7 protein-coding genes are annotated in these 12,141 nt (G+C 57.1%); 4 read left to right on the forward strand and 3 right to left on the reverse strand.

Features of this window, described 5'->3' with window-relative positions; genetic code table 11:
• Positions 1-47: 47 nt before the first annotated feature.
• The 3 genes from ACGY09_RS24700 to ACGY09_RS24710 form a co-directional block, all read right to left on the reverse strand.
• Positions 48-1,382 carry an efflux RND transporter periplasmic adaptor subunit gene (locus tag ACGY09_RS24700; protein WP_397569843.1) on the reverse strand — a complete coding sequence of 445 codons (1,335 nt, stop codon included), beginning with the start codon at positions 1,380-1,382 and terminating at the stop codon, positions 48-50.
• 281 nt (positions 1,383-1,663) lie between these two features.
• Positions 1,664-4,864, reverse strand: coding sequence for an efflux RND transporter permease subunit (locus tag ACGY09_RS24705; protein ID WP_397569844.1), 3,201 nt, complete (start codon positions 4,862-4,864; stop codon positions 1,664-1,666).
• 155 nt (positions 4,865-5,019) lie between these two features.
• Positions 5,020-5,727 carry a GntR family transcriptional regulator gene (locus ACGY09_RS24710; RefSeq protein ID WP_397569845.1) on the reverse strand — a complete coding sequence of 236 codons (708 nt, stop codon included), beginning with the start codon at positions 5,725-5,727 and terminating at the stop codon, positions 5,020-5,022.
• Between the two features lie 320 nt (positions 5,728-6,047).
• Between ACGY09_RS24710 and ACGY09_RS24715 the strand changes: the two genes are divergently transcribed.
• The 4 genes from ACGY09_RS24715 (at position 6,048) to cas8c (ending at position 12,100) form a co-directional block, all read left to right on the forward strand.
• Positions 6,048-6,569 (forward strand): DUF4269 domain-containing protein, encoded by a 522-nt coding sequence (locus ACGY09_RS24715; protein WP_397569846.1) that lies wholly within the window; start codon positions 6,048-6,050, stop codon positions 6,567-6,569.
• A gap of 435 nt (positions 6,570-7,004) precedes the next feature.
• A complete protein-coding gene (gene cas3, locus ACGY09_RS24720) occupies positions 7,005-9,299 on the forward strand; it encodes a CRISPR-associated helicase Cas3' (RefSeq protein ID WP_397569847.1) in 2,295 nt (764 codons plus the stop codon).
• Positions 9,300-9,623: 324 nt separating this feature from the next.
• Positions 9,624-10,331, forward strand: a complete 708-nt coding sequence (gene cas5c, locus ACGY09_RS24725) for a type I-C CRISPR-associated protein Cas5c (RefSeq protein WP_397569848.1) — start codon at positions 9,624-9,626, stop codon at positions 10,329-10,331.
• Positions 10,328-12,100 carry a type I-C CRISPR-associated protein Cas8c/Csd1 gene (gene cas8c / locus ACGY09_RS24730; RefSeq protein WP_397569849.1) on the forward strand — a complete coding sequence of 591 codons (1,773 nt, stop codon included), beginning with the start codon at positions 10,328-10,330 and terminating at the stop codon, positions 12,098-12,100. The genes cas5c and cas8c overlap by 4 nt, the downstream gene beginning before the upstream one ends.
• Positions 12,101-12,141: the final 41 nt, after the last annotated feature.

The raw sequence follows: 12,141 nt of genomic DNA on the forward strand, positions 1-12,141 counted from the left end.
CCGGCCTATCGAGCAGTATTAGAGCTCTGCCCAGCATCGCCGATGCCTCAATCAGCCGTGCCGACGGCGTCTTGTTGCAGTTCAACCATTAAGTCCTGAGACATCCGATCCCCGGGATTGATCACGACTTGGTCATTCTCCGAAATCCCTGTCGCGATCCCGATCTGCTTGCCGATGTCTCCTGCGACTTCAATGACCCGTAACTCAATCTTGTTATCGGGGCCGACGACGGCGACCTGTGTTCCGCCCGAGTTGAAAATGAGTGCTGAAGCGGGGACGAGCAACGGTGGACTGTAGCGCTGCACTTCCATCTGAACCTGAACGTACGAGCCGGTCAGCAGAGCACCGTCGTCATTTGGGACTTGAATCTCGGTCAGCAGTGTCCGGGTCAGGGGATCGATCGCGCGGGCCGTGCGTGTCACAACGCCTTGAAAGACACGGCCGGGAATGTCACGTGCCCTCACTTCGGCTGTCAGGTCCTTCACCACGCCCGCCGCGTAGGCCTGTGGAACATTGATGAAGACTCGGACCGGATTGGTACGAGCGATACGGAACAGCGCTTGCCCCGTGCCGTTCCCCGACGAGACCAGCTTCCCTGTCTCCAGAAATCGCCCCACAACCGTCCCCTCGAACGGAGAATGGATCCTGGAGAACGACAGCAGTTCCTGCATGTGCTGCACGTTCGACTTGTTGACGGCAACGGTCGCTTCCGCCAGTCGAACGTTTGCTTCTCCCACGGCGAGATTGTTTTCCGAATCGTCCAGATCCTGCTGTGCGGCGTTCTTGCGGGCGACCAGCGTTCGCAGTCGGTTTGTCGTGATCTTTGCCAGATTCACCGTTGCGCGAGCCCGTTCAAGACTGGCCAGGGATTCTGCCAGTGCGGCTTCACTCTGTTCGTACTGGGCCCGCACTTCGGGCGTATCGATCTCGGCAATTAACTGGCCTGCCTCAACTTCATCACCGATGTCCACCAGCCAGCGTTTCACGTAGCCCGTGGTGCGGGGAAAGAGGGTGATCTCTTCCATCGCCTGCACGTCGCCCGGAAGTGTGACCACAGCAATCGGCGTTGCCGGGACGGGCTTGGTCACGCGGACAGTCGGCAGTGAGTTCTTGATCTCGTGTGCTTCGTGCTCAAGCTGCGCGGTGACTTGCTGGCGTGGAAGCCAGCCCGCAAAGAACAGCCCGACCAGACTGCACCCGGCCAGTAGCATCACGGCCAGAATGGTGCCCCATGACAGCCCTTGCGCGGGCTTCTGGATGACTTCCTCGTGACTATGCTGTTCATGAGCCTGATGTTTTTGAGGCTCAGCCGTCCGCACACGTGGCGGTGCATGTGTTTTTGAGACACCGGGTGAATCAATTTCCTGAGCAACTGACATCATGTGTCCTTCATCGAAAACTTAACGCGACTGGCTTGGTGCATTCGCGGTCTTGGGAATGGAGCTGCGAGCGACTTCGATCGCGGCCGTCGGTCCCTACTCGACTTACCGGCCGCGGGGTGGCGTCTAACACGAAACGGGCAAAGCCTGCGAAGAAAACAGAAAACTCTCGTCCATAGGGCGTCGCATTCCTCCTCCACCGTACCTGCCTGCGGCACATTGACGAGATCGGCCCGTTTCTAATTTTCCGGTCTCTCGCGGTTTATGCTGTGATGAGGCGTTCCTCAGTCCATCAGTTCGGGTTCCAGTTCGATTTTTTTCGGGTGCCGTCTCAGCACGCTGTAGACGACCGGGACAAAGAACAAGGTGGCAAACGTTGCCATCATCAGGCCGCCGATCACCGCCCGCCCCAGTGGAGCGTTCTGTTCCCCCCCTTCTCCGATCCCCAGCGACATCGGCAGCATCCCTAACACCATCGCTAACGCCGTCATGATCACGGGACGCAGTCGCGTAACTCCCGCAGACCACGCCGCATCAATCGAATTCATGCCTGCCAACTGCTGATCGTTCGCGAACGTCACCAGCAGAATTGAGTTGGCGGTGGCGACCCCGATACACATGATCGACCCCATCAGCGCAGGAACGCTGATCGTGGTCTGAGTGACGAACAGCATCCAGAGGATGCCGCTGAGTGCACCTGGCAGAGCCATCAGAATGATGAAGGGATCGAGCCAGGACTGAAAATTCACCACCATCAGCAGATAGACCAGTACCACAGCAAAGATCAGCCCGTAGCTGAGTCCTCGGAACGAGGTCATCATACTTTGCACCTGACCTCGCACGGTGATTGTTGTCCCTCGGGGAAGTGTCGGACGAATCTCGTCCACGATCCTGTCGATCGCCGCCGCCACGCTGCCCAGGTCCGTTCCCTGAACTCCCGCCAGGACGTCGAAACTCTGCGCGATGTTGTAATGGGTGACGTTTGTCGGACCGAACGCGTGACGTACGCTGGCCAGGTTCCCCAGTAGCTGGGCTTCGGTGCTGTCGCCACTGCGGGAAACGGGGGTCGAGTTAATGGCATCAACCGAATCGATCCGGAACTGAGGCGCCTGCACCACGAGTGGATATTGCACCCCGGTCCTCGGGTCGAGCCAGAAGTTCGGGGCTGCCTGACCGCTGGAACTCAGCGACACCAGCATGTCGTTCGATAGATCCCGGGCCGAGATACCCAATTGACTGAGCAGCGTTCGATCGGCGTCGATGTTCAGTTCCGGCGTACGGATGACCTGCTGCAGGTGAGCGTCGACCGCTCCCGGGATTTCGGCAATCCTGTCCCGGATCTGCTTGGCGATCTGGTAGTTCTTTTCATAGTTGCCCCGAGGCCCGACGATCTGCACGTCGATCGGAGCTGCCAGACCGAAGTTCAGCACCTGCGTCACGATGTCAGGCGGTTGAAAGTAGAATGTCAGGTCGGGGAATCGCTTGTTCAGTTCACGCCGCAGCCTGGCAATGTATTCATTGGTCGGCGCGTGGTGCTCGTGCAGCGTGATCAGCATCTCGCCATCCGCCGCCGACATCAACGATCCGTCACTGAGCGCCAGATTGATCCCGCTGTTCGGGATGCCGATGTTGTCGATGATCGTTTCCAGTTCGTGCGGAGGAATAATCTCGCGCACAACATCACCGATTCGCCCGAACCAGCGTTCCGTCTCTTCAATACGGGTTCCCGCGGGGGCCCGCACGTGCATTCGCATCTGTCCCGAATCGACACTGGGGAAGAAATCGCGTCCGAGCATCGGCAGCAACGCGCTCGAAGCCGCCACCAGTGTCAGGAACGCCATCGCGACCAGAGCCCGGTGGTTGAGGGCCGTCAGCAGGCAGACTCCATAAAAATCGCGCAGCTTGTCAAAGTAGTGGTTGAACCGGTGGTGCACCCGCCAGATCAGACCAAACTTGGGTGGTTCCTGGTCTTCTGACGCCCCCTCTTTCTTGCCTCCGTACATTTCCACTTCGCCAGCCAGCAGGTAGTGGGTCAGCGTCGGAACGAGGGTTCGGCTGAGGAAGTAGCTGGTCAGCATCGCGAAGACCACCGCCATCGCCATCGGGACGAAGAGCGAGCGGGCCGCACCGGTGATGAACACCACGGGGACGAACACGATACAGATACACAACGTTGCAACGAACGCCGGGGTCGCAATCTGCTGGGCTCCGTCAAGAATGGCCGGAACCAGCCGTTTTCCCAGATGGAGATTCCGGTGGATATTCTCGATTTCCACGGTGGCATCATCGACGAGGATACCGACCGCGAGAGCCAGACCACCCAGCGTCATCACGTTCAGTGTGTGCCCCAGGAACGACAATGCCATAATTGAGACGAGGATCGACAGCGGAATCGAGATCACCACGACCAGAGTACTGCGCCACGAACCGAGGAATAACAGGATCATCAGACCTGTCAGCCCTGCGGCGATGGCTCCTTCCATCAGCACTCCGTGAATCGCGCCACTCACGAAGATCGACTGGTCCGAGAGTAATGTCGCTTTCAGCGTATCAGGCAACGTGGCGAGGATGGCGGGCATGCGCCGTTTCACGCCATTCACAATTTCCAGCGTCGAGGCACCCGACTTGAGCACCGGTTGCAGCACCCCACGCTTGCCGTCGACCCGGATGATGTTGGTTTGCGGAGCGGCCCCGTCGCGAATATGGGCGACGTCCCGCATGAAGATGGTGCGTGTGCCGACCGACTTGATCGGCAGGTTCGCGATTTCTTCGACCACGGTCGGACTGTTGTTCAGCCGGACATTGTATTCCTGTTCGCCGATCTTCGCCGTTCCCGAAGGAGCGATCAGGTTCTGCACCGAGATGGCTGCCGAGACATCCGCGGCCGACAGGTTCCACGCATACAGCTTTTCAGGATCGATATCGATCATGATCTGTCTTACGGTTCCGCCGTAAGGATACGGCACCTGAGCACCCGGCACGGTCGCCATCCCGGGCCGCAGCCCGTTGGTGGCGTTATCGAAGAGCTGTTGCTCGTTCAGCACATCGCTGCTCAGCGAGACCTGCACGATCGGCACGTTCGCCGCGTTATAGCGCATGACCAGCGGGGGAAAGATGCCAGGTGGCATCGAACGAAGCACCTGCTGCGAGGTCGCGACGACCTGTGAGATGGCGCTGTCGATATTCGCCCCTTCCTGGAGAAAGATCTTCACTACACTGATGCCGTTCAGGGACTGGCTTTCAATGTGTTCGATGCCACTGACGGTCGACACCAGCACACGCTCATAGTTTCCCACGACGCGCGTTTCCATTTCGTCCGGCGAGATCCCGGTGTACGTCCAGATGACAGCCACCACAGGAATCTGGATTTCCGGAAAGATATCCATCGGCATCCGGGCGATCGTCACGATCCCAAGGATTGCGATCAGAATGGACATCACCACGAAGGTGTAGGGTTTACGCAGAGCGAGACGAACGATCCACATGGTGTCACGTTTTGTAAATGGACGTACCGCGACCTGCTTGCGTCGGCATGACGTAAGTGAGTCACAGAAAGGGAAGGTCAATCGACGCGATGACCCCGGCCGCGAGGCTCAGGCAGGTCACTCACGCCACCATTCTCCAGGACAAACGACGGTCATCAGGACAAACAACTGGCAGTGACGGGCGTCAACTCCGTCGTACCGGTCTGCTGCGAAGCAGCCGAACCAGCGACTCGATCACACCAGCGCTGCTTACACGACTCTGCGTGCTCTCGCAGCAAACGACCGGCAGTGACTCCGTCACCCCGTTCCAGAGCATCCACCGGGCCATCATGTTCGCGCGCCCGATCAACTAAACTTGGCTCATGCCGACGATGCAGATGAAGCCTGACGCGTGCTTCAAACGCGAGTCGTTCCCAGGACTGAATCAGTACCTGATTGTCCGATGCCAGGACGATGGTTCGATGAAACTCAATGTTGTGGCGAGCATACGCCTCAATGTCTCCCGTTCGGGCTGCTTCGTGAATCAGCGCCAGGGACGTCCGCAACGAGGAAACATTCCCGGCCAGTCGCGGTGCAGCCAACTCGGCAGCGAGTTGCTCCAGTACGCCACGCACAGTGTACGCCTCGATCATCTCCCGATCACAAATTTCCCGAACGCGAGTTCCGCGGTAGGGAATCGATTCCACGAGCTGCAGTGATTCGAGTTCCCGCAAGGCTTCCCGGACGGGAGTCTGACTGGTGTCAAATTCCCGTGCAATTTCCAACTCAACCAGCCGCTCACCCGCCTTCAGGCTTCCATCGAAAATCCTGGAAGTCAGTGCGTTTCTGATCTTGTCACTCATGCATTGGCGCAGGGAAGGCATTGCCGATTCTCTCTTTCCAACTCGTGCCCGATGTAACCAGCAACATTTGAACAGGTTGCGAACAAATCCGCTATCACATCAGCCCTACCGCACGACGCGTATATATTATCGATAATATAGAGTCAGTCAATGATGCCAATTTCTGTACTTTCCGAAATCAAACACTTTCAGCACCCTGATCCGCATGACACGCAGTGTCGATCGGCGGAAATCAGTGCCAGGCGGGGGTACGGAGCCGACGGCCGGCCGTTACAACCGAACCCGATGCAGTCAGAGCTGTTTGAAAAGTCAGTGCAGCCCGGCAGCACGAAGGGAGAACCATGCGAGTTCACTACGAACAAATTCTGGCCGATCTGGACTTACTGGCGAAACTGGCGGAATTCCGGCCAGTCGTGATTGGCACCCCACCGCTCGGCATCACGGTGGCCTCAAGCGACATCGATGTCGCCTGCGAGGCCGCCGAACTGAACCATTTCCGCGACCGTGTCTGCGCCGAGTTTCAGCAACGGCCCACATTCGCCGTCCGATCACTCTCCATCGGAGAGCAGCCGACCTGCATCGCCAATTTCGAGTATCGGGGCTGGCCCATCGAAATCTTCTGCCAGCAGATCCCCGTGCAGAGGCAGACAGGTGTCAGACACTTTCTGATCGAGCAGCGGCTATTGAGATTGCACCCCGAGTTACGGCCGCTGATCCAGCAGGCGCGCGACAAGGGACAGAAAACCGAACCCGCCTTCGCCCAGGCCCTGGGCCTGTCCGGCGACCCCTACGAGTCCCTGCTGCTGCTCGAGGACCTCAGCGACGAACAACTCGCCGCATGGATCATCACGAACGGTAGATAATGGCGGTTGTCACTCGAACTGTTCTTGCTTGTGTCTGTGCTTTGTTGTGTGCTTGGCCGAGGTCTTCATTGTGTGAGGAGGTTCGAAACGATGACTGTTTCACCGGACTCGGATCGTCAGATCAACTTCAGCCAACACTGCGAGCACCTTTGGCGGATGGGGCGAAGACAAGTGACGCATTGCACCCATATCCCCGGATTCCTCTTTGAGCGAAGGCGGGACCCAATCGAAATCGCCTCTGGTGCCTGGCCAGCGAACCGGGCACGCGAGGCAATCAGCAGAGACCGTTTCGATCCCGAAGTCCTAATTAGCTTCCGGTTGATCTGAACACTACACGTCCCTCCGCCGACGAATAGACAATCCACATCACATTCTTATCTAATATCAAAGCGATTCGTTTGACAGTCGGTTTTAGGATGTGTACGGTCGTTTCCTATGAACCACCTGGATAAGAAACAGAGGACCTATTATGGGCATAGTGTTCAAGGTGACGCAGATACTTCCCGCTGGGAGCTACTAAGTGACCATATTCAGCGCGTGAGTGACCGTTGTGCTGCGTTCGCAAAGTCCTTTCAGGCGGAGAACTGGGGCCGGCTTGCCGGACTCTGGCATGATCTCGGAAAGTATAGCGATGCCTTCCAGGACTACTTACTCACCGCCAATGGCTTTGAAGCTCACCTTGAACAGTTCAACCGAGTTGACCATTCCACTGCGGGTGCCCAGCTCGCGGCGAAGCAGTTGGGCGGAAATGGCCAAATCCTCGCCTATGTGATCGCAGGACATCACGCTGGTCTGGCAAATGCCAGTGGCGGAGATTCCAGTCTGTTTGAGCGACTGAGAAAGAAGGTTCCCGCTTGTGTCGCTGTGCCAGATGAAATCCTCCGTCCTGAGTGCGACCTCGAACCGCTCGAAATGCAGGCTTCGAAGGACACCCGTGATATTCTAGGGTTCCGGTACGCGTTCTTTACACGCATGCTCTTTTCGTGTCTGGTTGATGCCGACTTTCTGGCCACCGAGGAATTTTGTGATCGGGAGAAATCGGAACGTCGTGCGTCAGGGCATCTGCCGCCGTTCATGACAATGCAGGCAGCGCTTGATGCGGAACTGGAAAAGAAGCAGTTCAATGCCGTACCAGGGACCGTCTCAACATGTCGGCAGCAGATTCTGGCAGCGTGCCGTGATGCAGCGGCGAAGCCACCCGGGATGTTTTCCCTCACCGTGCCCACCGGGGGAGGCAAGACGTTGTCGTCGCTCGCTTTCGCCCTGGAACATGCGATCCAGCGCGGCAAGTCGAGAATCGTCTACGCCATTCCGTTTACGAGTATTATCGAGCAGACGGCAGATGTCTTCCGGCAGGTTTTCCAGTCGTTGAGCGACGAGATCGTTCTGGAGCACCATTCCAATGTGGATCCGGAGGATCAACGTGAATCGCCCCGCTCTCGCCTGGCGACCGAGAACTGGGATGCACCACTCGTCGTCACGACCAATGTTCAACTTTTCGAGTCACTGTTCGCCGCGAAAACGTCCCGCTGTCGCAAGCTGCACAATCTCGTCAACAGTGTCATCATCCTCGATGAAGCGCAGACGTTGCCAGTGGATCGGCTTCGGCCCTGTCTGGCAGCGCTGCAGGAGCTTGTCCGCGGCTACGGCTGCACGATTGTCTTATGTACCGCGACACAACCTGCCGTTCATTACCGGGACCAGTTCACGATTGGACTTCCCGACGTCAGGGAAATCATCCCTGATCCCGCGCAGCTTGCGGCCCAGATGAAACGGGTTCAGGTTCGCGTCATTGGCGAACCGTGTTCTCGAGAAAACAAGATTGTTCCAGGTAAGATCACTGATCAGGAACTTGTCGCACGGATGGAGGAACAGGCATCGTTCCTGACGATCGTCAACACGCGCGCCCATGCCGCCAAACTGTTCCGCGAGCTGGAATCAAGCGGGAACGCTGAGGGACTCTATCACCTCAGCACACTCATGTGCGGTCAGCATCGCTCCGACACGATTGTTCAGATCCGGCGGCGACTTCAACGCAGACAGACGTGCCGCGTCATCTCGACGCAACTGATCGAGGCGGGCGTCGATGTGGATTTCCCGGTCGTGTTTCGTGCGTTGTCGGGTCTCGATTCGATTGCTCAGGCGGCGGGTCGCTGCAACAGGGAAGGGAGAGCCGAGAACGGCACTGTCTTTGTCTTCGACCCTCAGGAGGTGGCTCTTCACGGCTACCTCCGTTCGACCTCGATGTCGGCGAGTGAAATTATTCCAGCCTTTGAAGAGGACGTTCTGAGTCCTGACGCCATACGCGCGTACTTTGAGCTTCATTACTGGAAACGCTCCGGACCCAATCGCTGGGACAAGACACCGGAAGAAGGAGTGATGAAATGCTTCCCCTGTCCGACCACCGAATTTTCAGCCGACTTCCGCCACGCCGCAGATCGACTTCGATTGATCGAAGAACAGGGAAGGACGGTGTTCGTTCCTTATGGGTGCGTCGGCCAGGATCTCATTCAGCGACTGAGGATGGATGGCCCTGATCGAAAACTCCTCCGCCAACTCCAACGCTATTCTGTCACGCTTTACGAACACCTCTATCAAGCGATGGCTCCGGACATCGAACTGATCCATGGCCAGTACCCGGCGCTGATTAACGTGAGTGCCTATGACAAGAAGTTGGGCATTCGCATCGACCGCCCAGGGTTCGTGGAGCCGTCCGAGTGGATCGCTTGAACATTCGAAGGAGGGGTGAGCGAAAGATCGGTTATTTGTCACATGCAACTCTGTTAGTCGCCATCCGCCATTGCTTTTCGCGAACGGAATTCAGGATGTCGCTCCAGTAATGACCTCGAACATGTCGTGGACTGTCATGCATCAACGATACGAAGACACTGCTTCTGCCAGGACTCCGAAGCAGTGGCATACTGCCGGAAGATTTCGTCGTGAAAAATCAAAAGTTCCTCTCAAAAAAACTGCACGCACCGAAGCGTTACGACTGGCGTCATTTCCAAACTTCATTTGTGTTTCAAAACCTTAGTTAAGGAGCATCGGACGATCATGTCGCCAATTCGCTTAAAAGTCTGGGCGGACTACGCCTGCTTCACTCGCCCGGAAATGAAGGTCGAGCGTGTCAGCTACGACGTTATTACTCCGTCCGCTGCGCGGGGGGTGCTGGAAGCGATCTACTGGAAGCCTCAGGTCCGGTGGGTTGTCGAGCGGCTGCACGTCCTGAAGCCGATCCGCTTCACGAATCTGCGCCGGAATGAAGTTTCCTCCAAGGCCTCGGCATCCAATGCCCGACAGGCCATGGCGGGAAGGTCGACCGAGCCACTGTCGCTCTTTATCGAAGAGACGCGGCAACAACGTGCAGCGACCATCCTCACGGACGTGGCGTATGCCATCGAAGCGCGGTTTGAAATTCTGGACCCCAGCGATCCCATCGAAAAGCACTACAACATCTTCAAACGCCGTGCGGAACGGGGTCAGTATTTCCACCACCCCTATCTGGGATGCCGCGAGTTTCCCTGTGACTTCGAGTGGATCGATGGCTCAATTCCCACTTCCCCCCTCACAGGTGAACAAGACCTGGGCTACCTCCTGCACGATATCGAGTTTCGACCTGCTACCGGGAAGGCGTCGGACACGATCTGTGGCCATACCGGTGAGCGTCGTGACACCCTGCCCCACTTCTTTCGTGCCCGCATGCACGACGGTGTGATCGACGTTCCTCCCCTTCAATCGGCGCTGCAGGAGGTGCATTCATGATCCTTGAGGCACTCAACAGCTACTACGAACGATTGGCCAGTGAGCCCGATTCCGAAATCGCGCCCGCAGGATTCAGCCGACAGAAAATCTCCTACGCGGTGGTTCTCGATCCGGATGGATCATTGCATGGTATCGAGGATCTCAGGACCGGTGACGGCAAGAAAAAGGTCGCTGCCTCGCTGCTGGTGTGTGGCGATTCAAAGCCGCCTGGGGCTGGTGTCAATCCCTGTTTTCTGTGGGACAATCCCGCCTACATGCTGGGCTACAAGCCTGACGACCCCAAGCCGGAACGAACTCGCCAGGCGTTCGAAGCATTCCGCCAGCGTCACCTTGAATTAGAGCAGACGATTCAAGATCCGCAGTTCAGTGCCGTCTGCCGCTTTCTCGAAAAGTGGGATCCTGCACAGTCTGTCGAACATCCCGGTCTAGTCGAGATCGGGACTGGATTTGGCCTCTTTCGCATCCGGGGGAAAAGTCAGTTCGTACACGAAGTCGACGCCGTTCGGCAATGGTGGCAGGACCAACTCCAGCAGGCGACCACGTCTACAGAAGGGGAACTGGGACAGTGTCTGGTGACCGGTCGAAAAGCTCCGATCGCTCGACTGCATGATCCCAAGATTAAGGGGGTCTCCGGCGCTCAGTCTTCCGGCGCCGCAATCGTCTCATTCAATCTGGACGCTTTTGAATCCTATGGGAAGGAGCAATCACGAAATGCCCCGGTGAGCGAAACGGCTGCCTTTCAATACTGCACCGCACTCAACAGTCTGCTGGCCGATCGAAGTCGCCGAGTTCAGATCGGTGACGCCACGACCGTCTTCTGGACCGAAAAGCCCACACCCATGGAAAATATCTTCGGGTTGGTACTGGGCAATCCCCCACCAGAAGACGAGGGACTGCTGAACAAACTGCAGAATATTCTCCATCTGATCGCCCAGGGAAAGTATCCGGCGGAACTCGGAGACAAAGAGACTCCGTTTTATATTCTCGGGCTTTCACCCAACGCAGCCCGCATCTCGGTCCGGTTCTGGCGAGTCAGCTCACTTGGTGAGATTGTCGCCAACCTCAAGCAACACTTTGACGATCTGGCGCTGCAGCACCGGGAGAACGAGCCGGACTTTATCAGCCCCTGGCAGATCCTGCGCGAGACCGTTCGTGACTCAAAGGATATCCCGCCTCAATTGAGCGGTGCGCTGATGCGATCGATCCTCAGCGGTCAAGCTTACCCCCAGATGTTGCTTGCCGCCTTGATTCGCAGGGTCCGTGCTGACCGTGAGTTGAGGTATCTGCGGGTCGCCCCGATCAAAGCCTGTCTCAATCGCCAGTTCAAATTGAATTCTTCACCCATTCAGGAGATTGCCATGGCGCTGGATACGAGTCGCGAAGATGTTGCCTATTGCCTCGGACGCCTTTTCGCAGAACTGGAAAAAATCCAGGAAGATGCCCTGAACAGGACCGGAGATGCGAACAAGATCAACGCCACGATCAAAGATCGTTACTTCGGGTCTGCGTCTGCGACGCCTGCCTGCGTCTTTCCCCGCCTGATTCGCCTCAGTCAACACCACCTTAGAAAACTCGAGAGCGAAAAGAAGGATACCGCTGTCTTTCATGAAAAGCGTATCCAGGAAATTGTCGGCAAGCTGCAAAAGTTTCCCGGCCATCTGAATCTGCAGGATCAGGGGCTGTTCGCCATTGGCTATTACCACCAGCGACAGGATTTTTTCATCCGCAAAGAGAAGGCAGAGCCGGATGCCCTCTTTGCTGTCAACTGACTTAGCCCATCCGTTACATCACTTCTCAGGAACCGACACTC

The organism is Schlesneria sphaerica, assembly GCF_044336245.1.
In the GTDB taxonomy this organism is placed as follows: domain Bacteria; phylum Planctomycetota; class Planctomycetia; order Planctomycetales; family Planctomycetaceae; genus Schlesneria; species Schlesneria sphaerica.

Excerpts from the sequence above, each read along its gene's own strand:
- ACGY09_RS24700 (WP_397569843.1), bottom strand. The coding sequence starts at position 1,382 with ATGATGTCAGTTGCTCAGGAAATTGATTCACCCGGTGTCTCAAAAACA.
- ACGY09_RS24705 (WP_397569844.1), bottom strand. The coding sequence starts at position 4,864 with ATGTGGATCGTTCGTCTCGCTCTGCGTAAACCCTACACCTTCGTGGTG.
- ACGY09_RS24710 (WP_397569845.1), bottom strand. The coding sequence starts at position 5,727 with ATGCCTTCCCTGCGCCAATGCATGAGTGACAAGATCAGAAACGCACTG.
- ACGY09_RS24715 (WP_397569846.1), top strand. The coding sequence starts at position 6,048 with ATGCGAGTTCACTACGAACAAATTCTGGCCGATCTGGACTTACTGGCG.
- cas3 (WP_397569847.1), top strand. The coding sequence starts at position 7,005 with ATGAACCACCTGGATAAGAAACAGAGGACCTATTATGGGCATAGTGTT.
- cas5c (WP_397569848.1), top strand. The coding sequence starts at position 9,624 with ATGTCGCCAATTCGCTTAAAAGTCTGGGCGGACTACGCCTGCTTCACT.
- cas8c (WP_397569849.1), top strand. The coding sequence starts at position 10,328 with ATGATCCTTGAGGCACTCAACAGCTACTACGAACGATTGGCCAGTGAG.